The sequence below is a fragment of the Ramlibacter sp. PS3R-8 genome, from assembly GCF_037572435.1.
Classification (GTDB): Bacteria; Pseudomonadota; Gammaproteobacteria; order Burkholderiales; family Burkholderiaceae_C; genus Ramlibacter.
Window position 1 is genome coordinate 288,625 of the sequence record NZ_JBBHGT010000005.1, and the last position, 22,107, is coordinate 310,731.

Here is a 22,107-nt window from a genome sequence, read left to right on the forward strand (position 1 = left end):
GCGCGCAGCGCACCCCGGCATCAATACCCCAGTGTCTTCGGCAGCCACAACGCCAGCTGCGGGAACGCGATGACCGCCACCATCACCAGCGCCATCGACAGCAGCATCCATCCGACCCAGCGGATGGTGGACTCCATCGGCACCTTGGCGATGCGGCACGAGACCATCAGGTTCACGGCCAGCGGCGGGGTGAACTGGCCCAGCGCCACTTTCAGCGTGAGGATCACGCCGAACCACACCGGGTCCCATTTGTAGTGATTGACGATGGGCAGCAGCAGCGGCACGAAGATGAGGAAGATCGACACGCCGTCGAGGAACATGCCGACGGTGACCAGTAGCAGGATCAGCAGCGCCAGGACGCCGTACTCGCCGAGTCCCGAGTTGACGATGGCGCGCGTGACCGGATCGATCACGCCCAGCGTGGACAGCGAATAGGCAAAGATGCCGGCCAGCGACACCACCAGCAGGATCACCGCCGACAGCTCGCCGGACTCGCGCAGGATGACGAACAGGTCGCGCACCTTGATCGTCCGGTGCACCACCATGCCGACGAACAGGCCGTAGAACACCGCCACCACCGCAGCCTCGGTGGGCGTGAACCAGCCGGCCCGCATGCCGCCCAGGATCAGCACCGGCGCCGCCAGCCCCCACAGTGCGTCGCGCAGGCTGCGCCAGAACGGCGGGCGCGGCAAGCTGGCCTCGAGCTGCCCCATCTTGTGGTGCCGCGCCATCCACACGGCCGGCACCATCAGCGCGAAGCCGGCCAGCACGCCCGGGATCATGCCGGCGGCGAACAGCGCCGGCACCGAGGCGCCGGGCACCATCACCGAATAGACGATGAAGGCGATGGAGGGCGGGATCAGGATGTCGGTGGCCGCCGCTGCACCGACCACGCTGGCCGAGTAGGACGGCGGGTAACCCGCCCGGCTCATCGCGGCGATCATCACCGCGCCGACCGCCGCTGCGTTCGCGGGACCCGAGCCCGAGATGCCGCCGAGGAACATCGCAACGGCGATGGCCACCAGCGGCAGCATGCCGGGCCCGCGCCCGACGATGGCCACGGCGAAGTTCACCAGCCGCAACGCGACCCCCGAGCGGTCGAAGATCGAGCCGACCAGCACGAACATCGGCACCGCGAGCAGCGGGTACTTGGCCAGGCCGGCGTAGAAGTTCTGCGGCACGGCGAGCAGTCCGAACCATTGCGTGCCGGCATTGGCAAGGGCAATGCACACCGCGCCCGCCAGCCCCAGCGCCGCGCCGATGGGCACGCCCAGCATCAGCATGGCGATGAAGGCGACGAACAGCAGCGTGGCGATCATGAGCGCCGTCCGCGACGGATGAACAGCCCCAGCGCACGCCCGGCGATGGCCACCGACATCACCGGCATCCAGATCGTGTACCACCAGATCGGCACGCCGATGCCGGGCGAGGTCTCGCCGAACTTGATGTCGTCGTAGACCACGCGCGTGCTCAGCACCGCGATGATCACGAACAGCAGGAACACCATCAGCGAGCCGAAGCGGGCCAGCGCGCGCTGCCGCCACTCCGGCCCGTTGTCGGCGAAGTATTCGATGCGGATCTGCCGGTTGCGCGCCACGGCGGCGGAGCCGGCCACCAGCGCCAGCACGATCATCAGGAAGATCGAGAGCTCCTCCGTCCAGGCGAAGGACTGGCTGGTGAAATAGCGCACCAGCACGTTGGCGAAGGTGATCAGCGCCAGCAGCGCCATCACGATCACGGTCAGCCAGTCCTCGATGGCCAGCGGCACGCGCGTGACCTCGTCGGGGTGGACCTCGGCCTCCCCGGGTAGTTCTTCAGGCAGTTCAGGCAGCGCCATGGTCAGGCCAGGAGACCGCGCGCGGCGGCGGCGATGTCGGATGCCGTCACGCGCGACTGCGCTTCCAGCACCGGCGCGTAGCCCACCGGGATGCGCGGCGCGCCGAGACGGCGGACCTTGCAACCCACCGTCTCGGCCACGGTGGCGGCGATCTCGGCGCCGAAGCCCGCGACCTGCACGGCCTCGTGCACCACCAGCAGGTGGCGGGTGCGCGCGCACGAGCCGAGCACGGTGGCGCGGTCCCAGGGCCAGATGCTGCGCAGGTCGACCAGTTCGGCGGCAATGCCTTGCTGCGCGAGTTCGTCGCAGGCCTGCTCGCAGGCCTGCACCTGCTTGCTCCAGCTGACGATGGTGAGGTCGCGGCCCGGGCGCACCACGCGCGCCTCGCCGAGCTTGGCGGGCGCGGTGGGGTCGACCTCGCCGCTCACGCCCCACAGCGTCTTGTGTTCCATGTAGACCACCGGGTCGCCGCTGGCCAGCGCTGCGCGCAGCAAGGAGTAGTTGTCCTGCGGCGTGGCCGGGCACACCACCACCACGCCGGGCAGGTGCGCGAACCAGCTTTCGAACGACTGCGAATGCTGTGCCGCGGACGCGTCCCAGATGCCGATCGGCATGCGCATCACCATCGGCACCCGTCCCTGGCCGCCGAACATGAAGCGGTTCTTGGCGGCCTGGTTGGCGATCTCGTCCATCGCGCACAGCGCGAAGTCGACCACGCGCATCTCGACCACCGGCCGCAGCCCCGCCAGCGCCATGCCGACGCCCGCGCCCAGGATGGCGGCTTCGCTGATCGGCGTGTCGATCACGCGGTCGGCGCCGAAGCGGCCCTGCAGTCCCTTGTACTGGCCGAAGATGCCGCCGCGGCCGACGTCCTCTCCCAGCACGACGACGTTGGCGTCGCCCTCCATCTCGTGGGCGACGGCCAGCGCCGCCGCCTCCGCATACGTCATCACCGCCATTGGCCGGCTCCCGTGGTCTGCACGTCCTCGAAGGCGGCTTGCGCCTGCGGCCAGGGTGCGGCGTTGGCGGCAGCGACGGCCGCCGCGACTTCCTGCTCCGCTTCGCGTTCGATCGTCTCCAGCTCCTGCGCATTCGCACCTGGCAGCAGGAGGTACTGCTGCCGCGCGCGCGCGATCGGGTCGGTCTTCAGCGCGGCTTGCAGTTCGGCGGGGTCGCGGTACGCGGCGGGATCGACCGAGACGTGGCCTTTCACCCGATAGGTCAGGGCATGCAGCAGGCGCGGGCCTGCGCCGGAGCGCACCTCGCCCACCAGCAAGGCGGCGGCGTCGTGCACCGCCGCGATGTCGTTGCCGTCGACCTGCAGGGAGCGGATGCCGAAGCTGGCGGCACGGGCCGATGCGCCTTCGCCGGCGATCATCGGTGCGCTGGCGGTGGTGGCGCTCCAGCGGTTGTCCTCGCACACGAACAGCACGGGCAGGCCGTACACCTGCGCCCAGTTCAGCGCTTCGAGGAAGGGGCCACGATTGATGGCCCCGTCGCCGAAGAAGCACGCCGTGATCGCATCGCGTTTCTGCAGCTTTTGCGCGTGCGCCGCGCCGATGGCGATGGGCAGGCCGGCGGCGACGACACCATTGGCGCCGAGCATGCCGACCGAGAAGTCGGCGATGTGCATGGAGCCGCCCTTGCCGCCGTTGAAACCGGTGGCCTTGCCGAACAACTCGCACATCATGCGTTCGAGGTCGGCACCCTTGGCCAGCGTGTGGCCGTGGCCGCGGTGCGTGGACGTGAGGTAGTCGGCGGCCCGCAGGTGCGCGCAGACGCCGGCCGGCACCGCTTCCTGCCCGGTGGACAGGTGCAGCGGCCCGCGCACCTTGGCGTTTCCTTCGGCCGACTTGCCGTACGCGCTGACGCCGCCCTGGCTGGCGATCTCCGCGGCGTTCTCGAAGGCGCGGATGCGCACCATCGTGCGGTACAGGCCCAGCATGGCGTGGGCTGTGATGCTCACGTGGTCCCCAGTGTGTTTCTTGGATCTACCGGGATTGTAGAGAGCGGCCTCCTAGGGTTTCTGCGGGGAAAGCTGATCGCGGTCTGACTTCACCGGCGGCAGGCCAGGCGTCGAGCGCGCCCGCGCGAGGGGGCTGCCGGGGCACGTTATGCTCGCCCGTCACCCCATCGTCCGCCAGTACCAGGAGCCGGCCCCAACGCGTGAACCCGAAGGACATCCTGCGCTGGATTGCGTTTGCCGCGATTTACTTCGCGCTGCAGGCGATCCCCACCACCTTGTACGGCGACAACCCCGCATTGCGCGGAGCCAATGCGCTGGCGGTCTTCCTGCTGCTGGTCGAGCCGCGCCGCCACTGGCGGGTGCTCGTGCCGATGCTGTGGCTGGCTGCCGGTGCCGCGCGCGAGCTGGCGCACGCGCCGCAACCGTGGCTGGTGGGCGCCTGCAATGCGCTGGAGGTGCTGGCGGTGGCAGCCATCCTCCATGGACGGCAGGGACTGAGCAGCCCCTGGTACGGCCGCCAGCAGTTGCCGCGGCTGTTGCTGGCCGCCGGCGCAGTGCCCATCGCCAGCGGCGCGGCCGCGGCGGCAGCCCTCCAGACCGGCTCCAGCATGGCCTTCGGTGCGCAGTGGGCGACCTGGTACCTCGCGTCGACGTTGGCCTATGTGACGCTCACTCCGCTGCTCCTGGGCTGGACGGACCCGGCGCAGCGCAACGGGACGCTGGCAAGGTTGCGGGAGCGCCGCACCGCGGGCATCCTGCTGATCGCGGTGGCCTGCGTGGCGGCGCTGCGCCAGGAGCTGTATCCGGCTCTGCTGCTGCTGTCGTTCCCGCTGCTGGTGCTGTGCACCTGGCTGTACCGGCTGGCGGGCGCGACCACGCTGATGGCCATCCTGGCCATCAGCGGTGGCTGGTTCGCGGCGCGTGACGTCGGCGCGCTGTTCCACATCCTGGACGCCGGCTCCGGCATGCCGGCCCGGGTGCAGGTGCTGCAGCTGTACCTGGGCGCCACCGTGTTGTGCAGCTTGCCGTTCGCGGTGCTGCTGGCGGAGCAGGACAAGCTGTGGGGGCAGCTGCGCCGCAAGAGCGACGCACGCGCCGAGTTCCTGGCGGCCATGAGCCACGAGATCCGCACGCCGATGACGGGCGTGCTCGGCATGGCGGACCTGCTGGCCGCGGAGGAACTGACCGACGAACAGCGGCGCTACGTGGACGCCATGCGCTCGTCGGGCCGGCACCTGGTGAACGTGATCAACGACATCCTCGATTTCTCCCGCATCGAGACGGGGAAGCTGACGCTCGAGTCGATCGACTTCCGCATGCCCGAGATGATCGAGCAGGTGCGGTCCCTGATCAATCCGATGGCGCTGGAGAAAGGCCTGGCCTTCGATGCGCGCTGGTCCCCCGGCTCGCCGCAGGTGGTGCGGGGAGACCCCACGCGCCTGCGGCAGATCCTGCTCAACCTCGCCGGCAATGCGGTGAAGTTCACCGTACAGGGCAGCGTGAGCCTGGACGTCGCGGGCGAGGCCGACGCCTCGGGCCGCGTGCGGTATCGGTTCGCAGTGAGCGACACCGGCATCGGCATCCCCCATGACAAGCTGGACATGCTGTTCGCCCCGTTCTCGCAGGCGGACCGCAGCACGGCGCGCGAGTACGGCGGCAGCGGCCTGGGCCTGGCGATCAGCCGCCGGCTCGCAGAGGCAATGGGCGGGCGGATCATCGTGGAGAGCCGCCCCGGGCACGGCAGCGTGTTCACGCTCGACGTGCCCCTGGAGCCCGGCGATCCGGACATTCGCAGCGCGGCGAGCACCGGCGCCCTGGCCTCGGTGCCGCCGCAGCGCATCCTGGTTGCCGAGGACGTGCAGGTCAACCGCGACATCCTGCTGCGTGCCCTGGGCGCGCGCGGCCACCACGTCGTGTTCGCCCATGACGGCGCTGCGGCGCTCGCCGCCGTGCAGCGCGATGCCTTCGACATGGTGCTGATGGACGTGCAGATGCCGGTCATGGATGGCGTCGAGGCGACCCGGCGGATCCGCGCGCTGGCCAGCGAGGTGGGCCGCATTCCGATCATCGGCCTCACGGCCAACGTGATGAGCCAGGAGCAGGCGCGCTACCTCGAGGCCGGCATGGACGAATGCCTCATGAAGCCGATCGAGTGGGACCGGCTGGCAGCCGCCATCGCGCGCCACGCATCGGCGGGTCGCCGCGCCCGGACGCAGGACGAGGACGAAGAGGAGGCGCAGGCTGCGGTGGCCCCCGGCGACCTGCCGCTGCTGGAGCACCGGCAGCTTGCCTCGCTGCGGGACCTGGGCAGCGAGCTGAATTTCGTACAGTTGATGCAGGACGTCATGCAGACGGTGCAACGGATGACGGACGAGATCGCCTCGACCCGGGACACCGCGACGATAGCGGCCGCCGCGCACCGCCTGAAGGGATCGGCGGGGATGGGCGGCCTGGCGCGCGTCAGCGCACTTGCCGGACTGCTGGAAGAGGCTTGCGACAGCGGGGCAGACGTCGACGGCTTCCGGGAGTCGCTGGCGGTCTCGGCGCGGGAGACCCGCCACGCCCTGACGGAGTGGCTGGCCAGCCTGCCGGCTTGAGGAACTGCGCCCAGGGCCTCACACCACCAGCGCCACGCAGAAGATGCCCACCATCATGAACGCCAGCACGAACTTGGCCAGCATCCCGGCCATCAGGCCGAGCCAGGTGGCGATGCCGACGCGAACCGCCTGGCCATGCTGGCGGCGCGCCATGTATTCACCGACCGCCGCGCCCACGAGCGGCATGAACAGCACGCCCACCAGGCCCATGAAGATGCCGGCGACGGTGCCGACGGCCGCCCCGACGATCGCCAGGCGGCTGGCGCCCGCCCGCTTGGCGCCCAGCATCGCGGCGATGTAGTCCATCAACCAGGCGAGCACGGCTAGCACTGCGATCGCACCAAGCGCGAACCAGCCGACGCGCGTGAAGTCGTCGATCCAGGCCCCGAGCACGATCCCGCCGAACACCAGCAGCGTGCCCGGCAAGGCCGGCAGCACGATGCCGGCGAAACCGGCGACGATGAGCGCGATGCTCAGGATCCAGAGCAGGGTGTCGTTCAAGGTGGGCTCGTGCTAGTTCAGGACGGCGCCTGGTTGCCCGTCCTCCAGCACGGTGACGCGCCACAAGGTGCGGGCATCGTCCGAGTCCGTGAGGGTGGCCGAATGCAGCAGCGCCGCGTTGTCCCAGACCACGATGTCTCCCACCCCGTAGCGAAAGCGCAGCTGGTAGCGGGACTGCGTGGCGTGCGCGGCGAGTTCGTCCAGCAGGTCGCGTGCCTCGTCTTCCGGCATGCCCACGATGCCGAACGAGCTGCCCGACACGGCATACAGCGCCTTGCGGCCGGTCACCGGGTGCGGGCGCGCGATGCGGTGCGTGATGACCGGCATCTTCGCCTTCTGCTCGCTGTTCAGCGGCGAGGCGGCGGTGCGGCTGGCCTCGTCCAGGTCGTGGCGATTGCCGTAGTGGTGGATGGCCAGCAGCGGTTCGATGCGCCGCTTCATCGCGGCCGGCAGGTCGTCGTAAGCCGCGACCTGGTCGGCAAAGAGGGTGTCGCCGCCCACGCGCGGCACCACGCGCGAATACAGCGTGGTGGCCCGCGCCGGCACGGCGAGATAGGAATAGTCGGTGTGGAAATACGAGCCGGCGTCGCGCAAGCCGGTCGGCTGCCCATTATTGCGGACATTGGACAGCACCAGGATGTTGGGATCCTCGGGATGATGGAACTGGTCGATCACGTGGGGCTGCGGCGGCCCGATCCGGCGCGCGAACGCGAGGAACTGCGCTGCGCTGATGTCCTGCGCCCGGATGGCCAGCACGTGGTGCGCGTAGAACGCGCGCAGCAGCTCGGCGCAGGCGTCATCGGCCAGCGGCTGCGACAGGTCCACGCCGGACGCCTCGATGCCGAAGGGAGCGAGCGGACGGAAGGAAAGCCTGCCGGTCATTCCAGCATTATGGGACGCGCGCCGGCAAGGCGAGCCGGTAGAACCCCGCCGCGTTGGTGACGAAGAAGCGGTGGCGGTCGGCTTCCGAAAAGCCTTCCAGCATCCGCGCCACCGACCGCACGAGCGTGTCGTAGGAAACGCGCAGCCCGGCGACGGGGAAGTTGCTGGCGAACATGCACCGCCCGATGCCGAAGATCCCGATCGCACGCAGGACGATCTCCCGGTTGGATGCGTAATCCCAGGGCTGGTCCTTGAGGCCGAACTCCGAAACCTTCAGGTGCACGTTCGGCTCGCGGGCGATGGCCTCCATGGCCTGCTGCCACGCGGCCAGCCCTTGCGGGCTGCGATCCCATGGAAAGCCGGTGTGGTTCAGCACGATGGGCGTGCGCGGGAATGCGCGGGCGACTTCGGCGGCCTCGTACAGGTGCCAGTAAGGCACGCGCAGGTCCCACGAGAGCTTGTGGCGCTCCAGCCGCGCGAACCCCTCGAGCCAGCGCGGGTCCTGCATGGTGCCGGGCGCCCCGGGCGTCATGCGGTCCGGCGCCAGCGAGGTGACCGGCTTCGAGCGGATGCCGCGCACCAACGGGAAGGCGGCCTGGCGGGCCAGCACTTCCTCCGCCTCCGGCGTATGGAACCACGCATGCGCGACGATTGCCGTGGGCAGGCCTTCCCGCTCGTGCATGCTGGCCAGCCAGCGCGTTTCACCCACCTGGTCCTGGCGGTCCCACTCCGCTTCGCAATGCACGGTGGCCAGCACCGTGTGGCCGGCGGCGTCGCGCCGGTAGTCCGCGGGGAGGTAGTTGCGCTTCAGCGGCGTGTAGTCGCCCATGAAGAAATGCGTCTCCGGCCGGTCGGACAGCCATGGGTAGTAGTTGGCCGACAGGTCCCACAGGTGGTGGTGCGCATCGACCAGCGTCACGCCGGTGGTCACACGTGCTGCCCTCCGTCGACCATGAGGGTCGACGCGGTGATGAACGAAGCCTCGTCCGACGCCAGCCACAGGATCGGGTACGCCACTTCACGCGAATCGGCCCAGCGCTCCTGCAGGTTGTACGCGGACTTCTCGGCCAGCAGGTCTTCCTTGGTGCGGCCCAGGCGCTTGACGTGGAACGGGGTCAGCGTGAGGCCGGGGCACACGGCGTTGACGCGCACCTTGTGCGGCGCCTCCTCGAAGGCGAGGGTGCGCGTCATCGACAGGATGCCGGCCTTGGTCACGTCGTACTGCCCCATGCCCTTGCGCGGGTTCACTGCGTGCGTGGACGAGACGTTGACGATGGAGCCGCGGCCGCTGCTGCGCAGCGCGGGGAGCGCCTCGCGCACCAGGTACGCGTAGCTCAGGAGGTTGGCCTTCAGGATGCGGTCCCAGGTCTCGGCCTTCGCTTCGGCCAGCGGCTCGTAGGACCGGATGCCGGCCAGGTTGACCAGCACGTCGAGGGCGCCGAACCGCTCCAGCACCTGCCGCACGATGGTGGCCGCCGACTGTTCCACACCGACGTCCGCGTGAATCTCGAGGACCTGTGCGCCGGGAACCTGGTGGCGGATCTCCGCGGCCACTTCGGCCAGGGGCGAGCCCGGCAGGTCCACCAGCGCGACGCGCGCGCCGTGCTCGCAGAACAGCTGGCCGGTGGCCGCGCCGATGCCGCCGGCGCCGCCGGTGATGATGGCCGTGCGGCCTTCGAGTCGTTGGGCAGTCATGATCGTTCCGGTTGCTTCAACTGAGGGTGGCGATCTCGCGCGGCGCCTCGATCTCGCCGCGCACCGCGTGCCACAGGGCGACCAGGCTATAGACGCACATGAGCGTGCCGCACACCGGGATCGCCGCATACCACCACGCCTTGTCCACCTGCAGGAACGGCGTGGTCTCGCCGGACTGGCGCAGGAAGTCCCAGCCGTACCAGGCCAGGATGGCCGCGATGAAAAGCATGCTCAGGTGGATCAGCGACTCCAGCACCCTGCGGCCGGTGGGGCCCAGGGTGCGCTCGAACATGTCGACCTTGTACAGCGTGCCTTCGCGCCACAGCGCCAGCGCGCCCAGGAAAGTCATCCAGATGAACAGCAGTTCCACCAGTTCATCGTAGCCCGGCACCTTGAAGACGGGCAGCACGCGCTGGATGATGCCCAGCGCCAGCAGCGCGAAGAGGCCCAGCATGCAGGCGTTGACACCCCAGCGGCAGGCAGTGGCGATGGCCGCATCCAGGCGCAGGAACAGGGCCTTCACTTGATCACTCCATAGCCCAGGGTGTGCGGCAGCCAGGTGGACACGGCCGGCACGTACGTGACGATCATCAGCACGACGATCAGGGCGGCCAGGTACGGCGCGAGCTCGCGCACCACGTCGGCGATCGGCACCTTCGCGATGCCCGACACCACATACAGGCACAGGCCCACCGGCGGCGTCACCAGGCCGATCATCAGGTTCAGCACCATGATGACGCCGAAGTGGACCGGGTCCACGCCGATGGCGGCCATCACCGGCGCCAGGATCGGATACGCGATGATCAGGATCGCGATCGCCTCCAGGAACATGCCCAGGATCAGCAGCACAACGTTGACCAGCAGCAGGATGACCCATGCATCGTTGGACAGCGTCATCAGGGACTTCAGGATGGCGTTGGGAACCTGCTGCTGGATCAGCACCCAGCTGAAGGGCGCGGCCATGGCGATGATCAGCATCACCTGCGCGGTCTGGCGGCCGGTGTCCCAGAGGGTCGCCCAGAAGTCGGCCATCTTCAGCTCGCGGTAGAAGAAGCGTCCGAGCACGAAGGCGAAGGCCGCGGCCACCACGGCAGCTTCCGTGGGCGTGGCCACGCCGGTGAAGATGACGATCAGGATGGCGGGCGGCAGCGCCAGCGCCGGCGCGGCATTCAGGATGGTGCGCATCGCCGGCGACAGGCCGGGCCAGCCGGCGGACCGCGGCAGGTTGAGGCGCACGGCTTCGACGGCGATCGCCGCCATCAGGCCCAGGCCCATCAAGAGCCCCGGCACCACGCCGGCCAGGAACAACGCGCCCACCGACACGTTGGCCATGCTGCCGAAGATCACGAAGGGAATGCTCGGCGGGATGATCGGGCCGATGGTGGCCGACACCGCGCTGATGGTGGCGGAATAGCGCGGCGTGTAGCCTTCCTTGATCATCGCGCGGATCTCGATCACGCCCAGGCCGGCCGCGTCGGCGACCGCCGAACCGGACATGCCGGCGAAGATCATGCTGCCGATCACGTTGACGTGCGCGAGGCCGCCGCGGATGCGGCCGACCAGCAGGTTGGCCACGGCGAAGATGCGTTCGGTGGTGCCGCCCACGTTCATCAGGTTGCCGGCCAGGATGAAGAAGGGGATGGCCAGCAGCGGGAACGACGTGGTGGCGGCGTAGGCGCGCTGCACGAAGATCACCATCAGGTCGGGACCCGTGGTGAGCAGCATGGTGCCGGCCGCGACCAGCGCGAGGCCTCCCGCTATCGGGATGCCCGCGAGAATGGTGAGACAGACGGCGAGAAGGATTCCTGCGGTGAGCATCGGCGCGGGACGGCGTCAGGTGCGTGCGGCGGCCACCATCTTCGTCCAGGCGTTCCAGGTGTCGTCGCCCAGGCTCTTGCGCAGCACGTCGTAGGCGGGGCCCATCTTCGCGCGGAACGGCGCCACGTCGGGGCGCGTGATGGCCACGCCGGCCTTCTGCATCTGCGCCAGGAATTCCTCCTCGCGTTCGCGCACGCCCTTGCGTGCGGCCGCGCCGGCAATGACCGCCTCTTCGGTGATGATGCGGCGCTGGGCGCCATCGAGCTTGCCGGTCCAGGCCCGCGGATTGGCCGCCAGCATGATGCAGGCATAGATGTGCCGCGTCAGCGCGATGTGCGACTGCACCTCGAAGAACTTGGCCGCGAAGGTGGTGCCGATCGGGTTGTCCTGGCCGTCGACCGTCTTGTTGGCAAGCGCCAGGTAGACCTCCTGGAAGGCCACGGTCTGCGTGTTGGCGCCGAGCGCCTCGAAAGCGGACTTGATCGCCAGCTCGGGCGGCACGCGGATCTTCATGCCGCGCACGTCGTCCGGCACGTTCACCGGCTTGCGGCTGTTCGACAGGGCGCGGAAGCCCCATTCGAAGTTGGCCACCCACGTGAAGCCGGCGGTGGCGAGCTGCTGCGTCAACCAGTCGCGCCCGGTCGTGTCCAGCGTGCGATAGGCATGCTCGTAGTTGTCGAACTGGTACGGGATGTTGATGACGCCGACCGACTTCGAGATCGACTCGATGTTGGCGGGATTCATCAGGATCATGTCGATGGCGCCCAGGCGGGTTTGCTGCGCCGTTTCCACCGGCGAGCCGAGCGCGTTGTTCGGGAAGATCGTGATCTTCACCGCGCCGGCGGTGCGGTCGAAGACCTTCTTGACCATCTTCTCGGCCTCGAGGTGCACCGGGTGCACCAGGTCCGCGGGATGGGTGAGCTTCAGTTCGACCGCGGCGCGCGCGGTCAGGCCGGCCGAGGCCACTGCGGTGGCGGCACCCGCCTTGAGGACGGTGCGGCGGCTGAGCGGGGTCTGCATGGCTTGTCTCCTGTCTTTGTGTGGGGCACGCGACCCGGCGGGGGGTGCGAATTCATCATGCATACAAGAATTTCCGGCGTCAAGCGAGCAACACCCGAGCCCGAATGCCTTACTTTGCAGGGCTGTCGGGCGGCTGGGGCAGGGATGCCACCACCACGGAAAGGCCCTTGCGCACATGCGCGCGCATGGCCTGTGCGACGCCCGATGCGTCGCGTGCAGAAAAAAGTTCCAGCAGCTTCGAATGCTCGCCCGTCGCTTCCTGCCAGCGCTCGGGCCACTGGTTGGACGCGTACCGCGCGCGGTCCACCCGCAGCGACAGCAAGTCCCAGATCCACAGCAGCACCGGGTTGTCCGCGTACTCGACGATGCGCCGGTGGAACGCCTTGTTGGCGTTGAAGTACGCGCCGAGTTCCTTGCGCGCCTGGTGCGCGAGCATGGTGTAGTGCAGGATCCCGAGTTCCGCCACCTGCGCGTCCGAAACCTTTTGCGCGGCGAGCTCACCTGCTAGCGATTCGATAGCGGCCACCACTTCCACCAGCGCCGCGGTCTCGCGGGCGTCGAGCGGGGCGACGGTGGGCGACCGGTTCGGCAGCGCCTGCAGCAAACCCTCCTGCGTGAGCACCTTCAGCGCCTCGCGCACCGGCGTGCGCGAGACGGCGAGCTGTTCGCACAACTCGCGCTCGTTCAGCCGCTGGCCGGGAGCGAGCCCACCGCTGACGATCAGGTCGCGCAGCGCCGTGACCGCATTGCCGTTGAGGTCTCCCTTGCGCGGGCCACGCGCGGCTGGCGCGGCGGGTGGCGATGTCCGCCGTGGCTTGGCCGCCGCGGCCGGCTTGCGCGCGGCGCGCTTTTTCGCCGGCGCGGGGGCAGGCGCAGGCAGGGGCCGGGTTCGCGAGCTCTTCACGGTTCAGAAACTTGTATGCAAGAATTCATTATGAACCTCCAGCAAGTCTTTCGTCACTTCGAACGTGCGCCGGGGGCCGAACTGCCCGTCGGCCTGGTTGGCGCCGGTGAGTTCGGCGCCACCTTCATCGCACAGGCGGCCCGCATGCGCGGGCTGAAGGTGGTCGCAGTCTGCGACCGCGACCTCGCGCGTGCCCGCGCCGCTGCCTCAGCGGCCGGCCATGCCCCCGAATCCATACGCACCTGCACCTCGCTGGAGCAGGCGCATGCGGCCATCGCTGCCGGCGCCATCGCACTGGTGGACTCCACCCAGCTGCTGCTCCAGTTACGGGTGGATGCCGTGCTCGAAGCGACGGGCGATCCGGAGGCCGCAGCCAGCACCGCCTTGGCGGCCATCGAAGCCGGCAAGCACGTGGTGATCGCGACGAAGGAGGCGGAGATCGTGGTGGGCGCGGAACTCGCACACCGGGCCGCGGAGAAGGGCGTCGTGCATTCGCCGGTGGACGGCGACCAGCCCAGCTTGCTGATCGGGCTGGTGGGTTGGGCCCGCATGCTGGGCCTGCCCGTGGTGTGCGCCGGCAAGTCCAGCGAGTCCGACTTCGTGTGGGATGCCGCGGCGGGCACCGTTTCGGCATGGGGACGATCGGAGGCCGCACCAGGCTACGCCGATGCCTTCGTCCGCGCCGACGCCGCCGGGCTCGCCGCACGCCATCGTGTGGGATTCGCACGGACGACGGTGCCCGACCTGTGCGAGATGGGCATCGTGGCCAATCACACCGGGCTGATCCCGGACTCCCCCACGCTGCACGCCCCCATCGCGCGGACCATCGAACTGCCCGCATTGTTCCGACCGCGCAGCGAAGGCGGCTTGCTCGCCGGGACGGGCCGCGTGGACATGTTCAACTGCCTGCGCCGTCCGGATGAACTGAGCTTCGCCGGCGGGGTGTTCGTCGTGGCGCAGACGCCCGATGAAGCCACCGGGCGCCTGTTCGCGGCAAAAGGAATGCCCTCGTCGCCGGATGGGCGCTACGTCCTGCTGCACAACCCGGTCCACCTGCTGGGCGCAGAGGCGGCCGTGTCGATGCTGTCGGCGGTGCAACTCGGCTGCTCCACCGGCGGCGTGGAGGTGAAGCCGCGGGTCGACCTGGTGGCGACGGCGGCGCGCGACCTGGAGCCAGGCGAGGTGCTGAGCATCGGCGTTCGGCACGAGATCGACGGGCTCGACCACGCGCTGCAGCCTGGCTCGCCGCTGGGCGAAAACGCGGCCATTCCGTACTACCTGGCCGCGGGCGGGCGCATTCGCCGGCACGTGAAAAAAGGAGAGCCCCTGCGGTGCGGTGACGTGGATGTGGGAGCGGAGTCGGTGCTGTTGAAGCTGCGCCAGGCGCAGGACGCGCGGTTCTTCCCACGCAATTGAGGTCCATGGCTGTGTTTGATGCGTCCGACACGGTCCCGCGAGCCCTTCCTAGTCGAGGTTGAATCGCAGGTGACTACGGTGGAGGTCTCAGCAACCGAAAGGATCAGACATGAACGAAGAAAAAGACAAGAAGACCGGCGTGGGCGCCGTGGCCGGTGCGGCCGCCGGTGGTGTTGCGGGTGGTGCTGCGGCCGGCGCGATGGTCGGCGGGATGACGGGACCGGTGGGCGCCGCTGTCGGTGCAGCCGTGGGCGCGGTCGCCGGAGCGGTGATGGCACGCAAGTCCGCGGACCCGGAACTCGAGGACAAGTACTGGCGCGACAACTACAAGACCCGTCCCTATGCGCGCAAGGACCTGGACTATGACCACTACAGCCCGGCGTACCGCGCCGGCGCCGATTCGTGGTCGCGCAACCCGGACCGGTCCTTCGAAGAAGTCGAGCCGGAACTGCAGAAGAACTGGGGCAGCACCCGCGGCCAGTCTTCGCTGGAATGGGACAACGCCCGTCCCGCCGCGCGTGATGCGTGGGAGCGCGTGAAGAACGCCACCGAGCGTGCCATTCCGGGCGACTCGGACAAGGACGGTCGCTAAGCCGCAGCGGACCGGGACCCGTTCAACGGGCCTCGGTCCCCAGGCCAAGCCTGGCTGCAAAACGACATAGAATCCCGCCCTGAACCGCGGGCGTCGTTCAATGGCAGGACCTGAGCTTCCCAAGTTTCGGGTCCTCGCCTGTAACCCGCACCGTTTCCGCGCTTCCTTCAGACATTCCGCCGGCAGTTGGCACCCTCTGCTTAGAAAGCTCAGGTCCTGCCACTGTCCGAGCCGAATGTCTTTCCTCTTCTGATCACACGGTTCACTGTTGTTCGGGTCCCACACCCGAACATTTGTCCTGAGACCGTTGGCTCGCCATGACGTTTAACCCGGAGGTACGCCGGGGTAAATGTCAGATATGGGAGCAGAGTGCAAACAACTACCCCCTGGCTCCGAGCGACTCACTGATGTCAGCTTCACAACGTGCTCACAGGAGGATTTCACCCGAAATCCTCCTTCACAACGACGGCGACGGCGTTGGGGTATCACTCTCCGGAGGTACGTGGAACTCGATTCCGCGGCCAGGTACGTCGATGAACCCGCAAAGGGTTGATCAACAATCAAATCATCGTGAAGATCGTTCGCACACGTTGCTGGTGTTCAACGTGTTGACCACGATTCTCGTCACGATCGACACCACGTTGGCCAAGTAGCACTTCCCACGTACTTCCCGATCATCGCGACCGATCAACCTCGCCCAAGAGTCGTCCCACTGCATTTCATGGTCACGGCTACACCGCAGCGTCCTGCGCGTCACCGACGCCACACCCTAATCTAAGAGAGATCAGGGTCGTGGTTGGGTGAGTGGTTGGCGCGCAGGCAATCTTAAGAGGCGCGCGTCTCAACCCCGAACGTTCAGCAAGACGGCAGAGGCGAGCTTTTGCTACTAGCGTCCACACGCCACTGTGGAACGACCGGTTCAAATCTCCAGATTGAGGCGATTCTAGTTCGGATGGTGGCGCGAAATCACTAGCCTGTGAACGCCACCGACTGATCCAACGTGCGCGCGCATAGCCCGAAATAGCAGCAAACAAACGCACCCAAGCTCATCTATAGCCGTAAACTGTGTGCTCGCATTTGCTTGTTCGCACGCTGGAGACCGAGATGATCAGATGGCTCGCACGCGCTTTGCTCTGCGCACTCATTGCCGGTTGCGGAGGTGGCGGTAGCACTGGCGGCGAAGACACTTCGCCCGCAACCTCATTGCGCGGTCAAGTGCAGAAGGGTCCTCTGATCTTTGGGTCAAGGGTATGGATCTCGGAGTTGAATACCGAGCTGGATCCTACGGGCAAAGTATTTCTGACTCAAACCTCTGACGACCTCGGGCGCTTCGAAGTGACCGGTGGAATTTCTTCTGACCTCTTAGAGCTAGTTGCTACCGGGTACTACCTGGATGAGCTCACAGGCAAACTATCCACCGCACCGATAACCCTCACCGCGATCGCAGACACTTCTGTGGCCCCCAGACCGACGGTCAATGTCCTCACAACTCTCCAAGCTCCAAGGCTGAAGAAGCTGATCCTACTGGGACGAACTTACGAGGCAGCGTTCGACCAGTCCGCTCGCGAGGTGCTTCTGGCATTTGGCATGGACCCTTCGAAGATGAAAAACTTCGAATCGCTTGCCTCTATGCAGATCGATGGTTCGGCTGACCAAGACTCCGCGTTGCTTGCTGCATCTTCAATACTTGCTCAGATGGCAACGACTGCGGCCGCAGGAGCTTCTTCGCAGGCATCAGAGTTGTCGTACCTGCTCTCATCCATCGGGCAGCAACTCGCCGAAGACGGCAGGATCACTAACTCCTCGCTGATAGCGGCGCGAAAGATTGCGGCCCGCCAGCTTGACATTGTTGCGGTGCGCAGCAACGTTGAAGCCTATTACGCTAGCAAAGGGCTAATCGTCCGAGCGCCGAAGTTTGAGGAATGGGTAGACAAGGACAGTTCCGGTCTTCTGCCGCGGAGATTGTTGCCGGTCGATGAGTTTCACCTAATCGATCATTTCGACGCGGTACCGGGACAGCTTTATAGATCAAACGTAGTCATTGTGCACGGGATACCTGACGGTGAAGTTGTGCCCGTTGCCACCAGTGGCTGGGTGAGGCTGGTCAAGAATGGCGTCCCTGTGGAAGTCGCACCGGAATGGGTCGGGTATCCTTTCATGTACAGCACCGCCGTAAACGGCGACACCTTTGCCCTAGAAGCTCCTGCCGGCGCCTTTGGTGGATCCTTTTCGGGCACCTTGCAGATTGGGACTTCTACTTCCACGTGGACGCTCAGCGCAGACATCCCGCAGGTCTTAGCCGGGCGTTATAGACCAGGAACGTCGGGACTCATCACGCAGCAGTACTTTGCGGTTCCCGTTGAACTCGATCGCCGAACATCGGTTCGCTTTGCAATGATGGCAGTACCAGGTTCAGCACGCACGTTGTCCATTCACACTGACGATGGTGGGAAACCAGGTGTGCAGATTGCATCGTCTCTTGAGTGGTGTGGGTTTGAATCGGGCTCCATCGAGGTTCCGGGAGGCACCACATGGAACGATCCCGTCGCCTTCTTGAGTGAGGAGGGAATTGTGTTGGAACCGGGTGTGAAGTACTGGGTAGTTCTGGCTTTTCAACATCCAATGGCAGGCGCGAGGCAATACTATTGGTCCAGCGTTTCGAGTGCAGGAGCGCCCGTATCAGCCGATGGTCAAACGTGGACTCTTAGTCCCGGACCAGTGCTTCAACCAGGTGTCCTGCTTCTTAAGTGACAGCGTCGCTAGCATCAGGTGCATGCGGCACATTTCAGGCGCGTGTTTTCTAGTGCCGCGGCGGGCGCAAGGATCGTTGTGGAGTGCAAGCAGAAGGCGGGCGTGACCCTCGACGACTCGCTCAACGAAGCAGACATCGCAAGACGGAACCGGCAGGCAGCGATCTGTGTATATGTCCATTCGGAGCGCACCGCTCACGACAGCATCCCGAGGCTTCAGAGATTCGGCTGCGACATCATCACCCGATGGAATCCAGAGGATCAGGCGAGTGACCTGTGGGTGAAAGCCGCGGTGATGGTCGCGAAAGCAATGTCAGTGCGGGCCGCACAGAAGTCGTCCGGAGAGGCCGCAAGTCTCGACAAGATGGACCGTGCGATTCAGGCCCTCGGTAAGCAGATTGGGCACTTCGAGGAGATCGCCACGTGGGCTAACTCAAGTTCTAGTGCGACGGGAAAGATTGTCAAGAAGGTCGATGCTATGAAGGTGGAGCTCGAAGAGCGCTTAGTCACCTTGAACGACGAGCTCGATAAGCTGAAGTCGGCTGTATAACGCACGTCGCCGGCCCGATCCACTCGCCGCCGCAGGGTAGATATTTTCTGCGAGCCTGAGGATGTATCCCAGCTCGTTCGTACGGCTGTTAGGGGGATGACAGGTAGGCGCAGCGCGAGTAAAACTGCCAGCTCAACAAAAACGAGGGAGTCAGGGCGGCATGAGTAAGTTCATAGTATTCAATATCCAGCTCCTGCCCGTTGACCGGGCGGCTGAGTCGGAGGAAGTCGGGCCGGACGGATATCTGCAATTGTTCTGGCACCTGAATGAGCAGGTGAAAAAGGTCCTTGCAGCGAAAGCGCTGATGCTGACCGCATTCAGGCTTGTACAGGACAGCTACTTTGCTCCACTCCCTGCGACTCCCGTGACAGCCGTCGAAAACGGAGCAGACGGGGAGCTTTTCGTACTTGGTGCTTTCATAAAGTTCGACAAGACGAGTTCGGTTGAGGATCTGTATACCCGCGTCACGCTGTTCGAACAGCAGGAGGGCCAAGAGGGCATCTCGGGGAGACGTGAATATCCCTTCATCTTCAACCCTCGTGCACACTGGCTTGCGGTGGATACCCAATCAGGAAGACTGCCTTCTATCAAGAACCTCGAAAAGGCGCTAAATCACTTCCTGAAAGGAATAGCGGATGAGCACTTCCCCCACCACGTGCTCACAATAAACCTGGTTTCGAAGAAAGACGAACTAGTAAGCGTTCTTGAACGCGCCGTCGGGTTCAAGAAAATCGAAGTTGATCTCACATTCAAGAACGGGCCGACTAGCGACGAAGTGCTTGACGACTTTGCTGAGAACAGGCTTCACCGCTTGCATCTGCGCGCAACGACTGAGCGCGGAGGCGTTATGCCTCATGTGCCACAGACGATCGACGGCATCGTGCGGAACGCCGCCGGGTACGGGCGAGCATCAATCACTTTTGTTGAGTCGGTCGACGGGAAAAACGTGACTACGTCGTTCCAGACTGAGAATGCTCCCGAAACGGTCGGCGGTCGCCAGCAGCGTAATGAAGACACCACCGGCTTCTTCAGGCGGATGAACAGCCGGCTGTTGGAGCTAGCAAGAAAAGTGGGGCATCTGGGTGACTGAGCCTGCAACTACAGAGACGCCGCGTCGCAAGAAGCCGCTGTGGAAGCGGCTATGGGGCGTGTCGGGGCTGATTGAGATCGCCAACGAGTATGTTTCGGATGGCGACGTGCGCTACTTCAATCGCATAGCGCCTTTCTGGTACTGGGCAAGAGGCTTAGCCGGTTCTTGCACTGCAGGCGGGGTGTTCACGATATTCGTCTGCCTAGCTGAGTACGACTTCGGGGTCACTTCCGCCAAGGAGTTGATGCCGGCTGATCTCGTGAACTCCATCTTGCCCAGCCTTCTGGGCTTCGGCATCGGCGTATACGCGCTGGTCTTCGGGGTTGCGCCCACGCTAGTACGCGATCTTCAGGCGCAGCATGCGGCCGCAAAAGACCCGCTTGGGCTCGAAACCACCATATTGAGTCTCAATGCGTCCTTTGCCTTCCCGTTAGTTTTCATGACCGCTTCAATTTTTGCAGGCATCTTCCAGAAGGTCATAACCTCGAGCGTTCCTCTTCGTTACGCCACCTGGTTTCTGCTATTTACTTCTCTGGCACTCACCTTCCAACTTGTGCGGACATTGTTCCGACTCGGGCGCAACGTACTGATCCAGAAACTCGATGATTAAGCGGTTCGCGATTCAGCGACTGCAGTTCGCTAGCCGACTGCTCAGTCCGTCACCTACACGCCACCAGTGATTAAGCCCTTAATAAACTCAATTTCTTGGATCTTCGCGTTTTCCATACTGGCGTCAGTCGCCATTGCAGTAATGTCCACTAAGCTTAAGTTTGCTGGGTTCGTCGCTTCGATAGTTGCTGCCTGGGCGGCATGGGGGCTTTACGGAGCTTCGTTCGTCGCACGCCGTTTCGCTGGTGAAAAACCAGTGACGCTCACTGAATTAGGACAAGCTGGCGATCTGTTCGGCGGGATTAACGCCCTCTTTGCGGCTCTTGCCTTTGCGGGGGTTGCAATCGCCGCTTACACGCAGTGGAGCTCTTCACATAAACAAGCGTTCGAGAGTGCCTTTTTCAACGCTCTCTCCTTGCACCACACAATCGTCGGAGGTCTACACATTAACACGGGGATTATTGAAGCGCCGAAGTGGAGGAAGGAACTCAGCGCTCGATCAAGTGCTCCTCTCCCAGCCTCCAACAGTGTCGAGGGGAGAGATGTTTTTGCTGCGATAGTGGATCGTTTGGCAAGCTTCTCCGGATCGCCGGGAGACACCACGTTCTTGTACCGGCAGTTACAGCAGAACCACAACTATGTCCTGGGTCATTACTTCCGCAACTTGTACCAAATTCTCAGACTTATAGATGTGCAGCGAGGTCACGTGGTTAATGAAGCTGAAAAGCGCCGCTTCGGTAGCCTGCTTCGCGCTCAGTTGTCCGCGAGCGAGTTGACGCTTCTTCTCCTGAACTGCCAAGAGAACATGGTAGACGAGGGCCAGTTCCGGAATCTTCTCGTCCGGTATCGGATGCTGGAGCACCTGCCGCTTAAAAGGGACCAGACAACTTACGTCGCTGTAGAAGAAGATCTACCGCTTGCTGACGAAGCAACCATTCGCACCTTTTTAGACTACACATCCCCGCAGCCGACTGCGAAAATCGTTCGCGGCGCTTTCGGCACGAATCCAGCACTTCAGTAGGCGGAGCACCCGAGTTCCCTTACACTCTGCAACGGGGACACCTATGGCGCGGTACAACGTCGTGATTCCACTAGCAGGCGGAGGAGTCGAAGTGCAGCCGATGAAGGAGTGGCTGCGAGCCAATCCGAAGTGGATTCCTGCTGGCATTCATCCGACTGACCGCACGTCGCAGCAGATACGTGCGGCTCTGAAGAAGCAGGGCTGGACTGTGCAGTCGAGTCCAGATGAATTCAGGTTAATTCCGCCGGGTGCAGACCCAGCAATGATTCCGCCTGTGTTCGCTCAGGATGAGGCGGCCGAAGAAGACTCGGCAGAGAGTTCGGAGGAATCTGCTTTCCAGTTCGAGGCGCAGCTGCGTGACTTCATCGCTCAGAACTTGGCAACCATTTCTTTGGGCGGACAGAAGCTGAAGCTGTATGTCGATGAGGAAGGTCGAGACGGTGTCGAGTACCCCACCGCAGTAGGACCAATCGACATTCTCGCTGTGGATATCACAGGGGCGTTTCACGTGTTCGAACTCAAGCGCGCAAGATCCCCAGACAAGGCGATCGGTCAACTCGCTAGATACATGGGCTGGCTATGGATGCAGCACCCGACTACGGTGGTGAACGGCGTGATCGTCGCCCGGGAGATCACGCAAAACCTGCGGTACTCGATCGCGGTCTTCCCGAACGTGTCGCTGTTCGAGTACGAGGTGCAGTTCAAGCTGCATCGCGCAGAGGACATTTCCCCCTGAGCTAGTTGCCATCTGGCTCGGCCGCGGCTCGAGCCAGCTTTCGCGACGCGCAGACGCTGATTTCCTTGTCACTGGGAGAATGCCACGGCACAGCACGAACGAGGGGCATAGTCGTCAAGAGCG

The 22,107-nt window shown here is 65.1% G+C and carries 21 protein-coding genes; 9 read left to right on the forward strand and 12 right to left on the reverse strand.

The window, feature by feature from the left end:
* Window positions 1–20 precede the first annotated feature (20 nt).
* Genes WG902_RS18190 through WG902_RS18205 form a run of 4 tightly spaced genes read right to left on the reverse strand, consistent with a single transcriptional unit; the run spans window position 21 to window position 3,782 of the window.
* Complete coding sequence (locus WG902_RS18190) at window positions 21–1,319, reverse strand: TRAP transporter large permease (RefSeq protein ID WP_340061574.1); 1,299 nt, start codon at window positions 1,317–1,319, stop codon at window positions 21–23.
* Window positions 1,316–1,837: a TRAP transporter small permease gene (locus WG902_RS18195; RefSeq protein WP_340061575.1), complete on the reverse strand. Its 522-nt coding sequence runs from the start codon at window positions 1,835–1,837 to the stop codon at window positions 1,316–1,318. The genes WG902_RS18190 and WG902_RS18195 overlap by 4 nt, the downstream gene beginning before the upstream one ends.
* A 2-nt stretch (window positions 1,838–1,839) precedes the next feature.
* Window positions 1,840–2,796 carry an alpha-ketoacid dehydrogenase subunit beta gene (locus WG902_RS18200; RefSeq protein WP_340061577.1) on the reverse strand — a complete coding sequence of 319 codons (957 nt, stop codon included), beginning with the start codon at window positions 2,794–2,796 and terminating at the stop codon, window positions 1,840–1,842.
* On the reverse strand, window positions 2,787–3,782 hold the full coding sequence (locus tag WG902_RS18205) for a thiamine pyrophosphate-dependent dehydrogenase E1 component subunit alpha (protein ID WP_340061627.1): 996 nt from the start codon (window positions 3,780–3,782) through the stop codon (window positions 2,787–2,789). The genes WG902_RS18200 and WG902_RS18205 overlap by 10 nt, the downstream gene beginning before the upstream one ends.
* Before the next feature lie 221 nt (window positions 3,783–4,003).
* Here WG902_RS18205 and WG902_RS18210 point away from each other — a divergent pair, with 221 nt between their 5' ends.
* Window positions 4,004–6,400: a hybrid sensor histidine kinase/response regulator gene (locus WG902_RS18210; RefSeq protein WP_340061578.1), complete on the forward strand. Its 2,397-nt coding sequence runs from the start codon at window positions 4,004–4,006 to the stop codon at window positions 6,398–6,400.
* Between the two features lie 18 nt (window positions 6,401–6,418).
* Here the strand turns inward: WG902_RS18210 and WG902_RS18215 are convergent, their stop codons facing one another.
* The 8 genes from WG902_RS18215 to WG902_RS18250 form a co-directional block, all read right to left on the reverse strand.
* Entirely contained in the window at window positions 6,419–6,901 is a 483-nt protein-coding gene (locus tag WG902_RS18215) for a DUF456 domain-containing protein (protein WP_340061580.1), read from the reverse strand.
* Between the two features lie 12 nt (window positions 6,902–6,913).
* Window positions 6,914–7,783, reverse strand: coding sequence for a TauD/TfdA dioxygenase family protein (locus WG902_RS18220; RefSeq protein WP_340061581.1), 870 nt, complete (start codon window positions 7,781–7,783; stop codon window positions 6,914–6,916).
* A gap of 7 nt (window positions 7,784–7,790) precedes the next feature.
* Window positions 7,791–8,714 carry an amidohydrolase family protein gene (locus WG902_RS18225; protein ID WP_340061583.1) on the reverse strand — a complete coding sequence of 308 codons (924 nt, stop codon included), beginning with the start codon at window positions 8,712–8,714 and terminating at the stop codon, window positions 7,791–7,793.
* Window positions 8,711–9,478: an SDR family NAD(P)-dependent oxidoreductase gene (locus WG902_RS18230; RefSeq protein ID WP_340061585.1), complete on the reverse strand. Its 768-nt coding sequence runs from the start codon at window positions 9,476–9,478 to the stop codon at window positions 8,711–8,713. The genes WG902_RS18225 and WG902_RS18230 overlap by 4 nt, the downstream gene beginning before the upstream one ends.
* 16 nt (window positions 9,479–9,494) lie before the next feature.
* Entirely contained in the window at window positions 9,495–10,001 is a 507-nt protein-coding gene (locus WG902_RS18235) for a TRAP transporter small permease (RefSeq protein WP_340061586.1), read from the reverse strand.
* Window positions 9,998–11,296: a TRAP transporter large permease gene (locus WG902_RS18240; protein WP_340061588.1), complete on the reverse strand. Its 1,299-nt coding sequence runs from the start codon at window positions 11,294–11,296 to the stop codon at window positions 9,998–10,000. The genes WG902_RS18235 and WG902_RS18240 overlap by 4 nt, the downstream gene beginning before the upstream one ends.
* Before the next feature lie 15 nt (window positions 11,297–11,311).
* Window positions 11,312–12,316, reverse strand: a complete 1,005-nt coding sequence (locus WG902_RS18245) for a TRAP transporter substrate-binding protein (protein WP_340061590.1) — start codon at window positions 12,314–12,316, stop codon at window positions 11,312–11,314.
* A gap of 109 nt (window positions 12,317–12,425) precedes the next feature.
* Window positions 12,426–13,220 (reverse strand): GntR family transcriptional regulator, encoded by a 795-nt coding sequence (locus WG902_RS18250; RefSeq protein ID WP_340061592.1) that lies wholly within the window; start codon window positions 13,218–13,220, stop codon window positions 12,426–12,428.
* Between the two features lie 30 nt (window positions 13,221–13,250).
* On the opposite strand from WG902_RS18250, the gene WG902_RS18255 reads away from it, so the two are divergent.
* From WG902_RS18255 to WG902_RS18290, 8 genes are all read left to right on the forward strand, one after another.
* Window positions 13,251–14,636, forward strand: a complete 1,386-nt coding sequence (locus WG902_RS18255; RefSeq protein WP_340061593.1) for a Gfo/Idh/MocA family oxidoreductase — start codon at window positions 13,251–13,253, stop codon at window positions 14,634–14,636.
* Window positions 14,637–14,745: 109 nt separating this feature from the next.
* Window positions 14,746–15,228: a hypothetical protein gene (locus tag WG902_RS18260; RefSeq protein ID WP_340061594.1), complete on the forward strand. Its 483-nt coding sequence runs from the start codon at window positions 14,746–14,748 to the stop codon at window positions 15,226–15,228.
* Between the two features lie 1,263 nt (window positions 15,229–16,491).
* Window positions 16,492–17,979 carry a hypothetical protein gene (locus tag WG902_RS18265; protein WP_340061595.1) on the forward strand — a complete coding sequence of 496 codons (1,488 nt, stop codon included), beginning with the start codon at window positions 16,492–16,494 and terminating at the stop codon, window positions 17,977–17,979.
* A 102-nt stretch (window positions 17,980–18,081) separates the two neighbouring features.
* The gene (locus WG902_RS18270) at window positions 18,082–18,528 is read left to right on the forward strand and encodes a hypothetical protein (protein WP_340061597.1); all 447 of its coding nucleotides are present in this window, start codon (window positions 18,082–18,084) and stop codon (window positions 18,526–18,528) included.
* A 160-nt stretch (window positions 18,529–18,688) separates the two neighbouring features.
* Window positions 18,689–19,618, forward strand: a complete 930-nt coding sequence (locus tag WG902_RS18275; RefSeq protein ID WP_340061599.1) for a DUF4747 family protein — start codon at window positions 18,689–18,691, stop codon at window positions 19,616–19,618.
* Window positions 19,611–20,228 carry a hypothetical protein gene (locus tag WG902_RS18280; protein WP_340061600.1) on the forward strand — a complete coding sequence of 206 codons (618 nt, stop codon included), beginning with the start codon at window positions 19,611–19,613 and terminating at the stop codon, window positions 20,226–20,228. Before WG902_RS18275 ends, WG902_RS18280 begins: the two co-directional genes overlap by 8 nt.
* Window positions 20,229–20,369: 141 nt before the next feature.
* Window positions 20,370–21,248: a putative phage abortive infection protein gene (locus WG902_RS18285; RefSeq protein WP_340061602.1), complete on the forward strand. Its 879-nt coding sequence runs from the start codon at window positions 20,370–20,372 to the stop codon at window positions 21,246–21,248.
* 100 nt (window positions 21,249–21,348) lie between these two features.
* Window positions 21,349–21,984, forward strand: coding sequence for an endonuclease NucS domain-containing protein (locus WG902_RS18290; RefSeq protein ID WP_340061629.1), 636 nt, complete (start codon window positions 21,349–21,351; stop codon window positions 21,982–21,984).
* Window positions 21,985–22,107: the final 123 nt, after the last annotated feature.

Bases quoted from the DNA above. Each gene is read 5' to 3' on its own strand.
- WG902_RS18245 (WP_340061590.1), bottom strand. From the start codon at position 12,316: ATGCAGACCCCGCTCAGCCGCCGCACCGTCCTCAAGGCGGGTGCCGCC.
- WG902_RS18200 (WP_340061577.1), bottom strand. From the start codon at position 2,796: ATGGCGGTGATGACGTATGCGGAGGCGGCGGCGCTGGCCGTCGCCCAC.
- WG902_RS18275 (WP_340061599.1), top strand. From the start codon at position 18,689: ATGAGTAAGTTCATAGTATTCAATATCCAGCTCCTGCCCGTTGACCGG.
- WG902_RS18290 (WP_340061629.1), top strand. From the start codon at position 21,349: ATGAAGGAGTGGCTGCGAGCCAATCCGAAGTGGATTCCTGCTGGCATT.
- WG902_RS18190 (WP_340061574.1), bottom strand. From the start codon at position 1,319: ATGATCGCCACGCTGCTGTTCGTCGCCTTCATCGCCATGCTGATGCTG.
- WG902_RS18285 (WP_340061602.1), top strand. From the start codon at position 20,370: ATGTCCACTAAGCTTAAGTTTGCTGGGTTCGTCGCTTCGATAGTTGCT.
- WG902_RS18205 (WP_340061627.1), bottom strand. From the start codon at position 3,782: ATGCTGGGCCTGTACCGCACGATGGTGCGCATCCGCGCCTTCGAGAAC.
- WG902_RS18220 (WP_340061581.1), bottom strand. From the start codon at position 7,783: ATGACCGGCAGGCTTTCCTTCCGTCCGCTCGCTCCCTTCGGCATCGAG.
- WG902_RS18195 (WP_340061575.1), bottom strand. From the start codon at position 1,837: ATGGCGCTGCCTGAACTGCCTGAAGAACTACCCGGGGAGGCCGAGGTC.
- WG902_RS18240 (WP_340061588.1), bottom strand. From the start codon at position 11,296: ATGCTCACCGCAGGAATCCTTCTCGCCGTCTGTCTCACCATTCTCGCG.
- WG902_RS18260 (WP_340061594.1), top strand. From the start codon at position 14,746: ATGAACGAAGAAAAAGACAAGAAGACCGGCGTGGGCGCCGTGGCCGGT.
- WG902_RS18255 (WP_340061593.1), top strand. From the start codon at position 13,251: ATGAACCTCCAGCAAGTCTTTCGTCACTTCGAACGTGCGCCGGGGGCC.
- WG902_RS18230 (WP_340061585.1), bottom strand. From the start codon at position 9,478: ATGACTGCCCAACGACTCGAAGGCCGCACGGCCATCATCACCGGCGGC.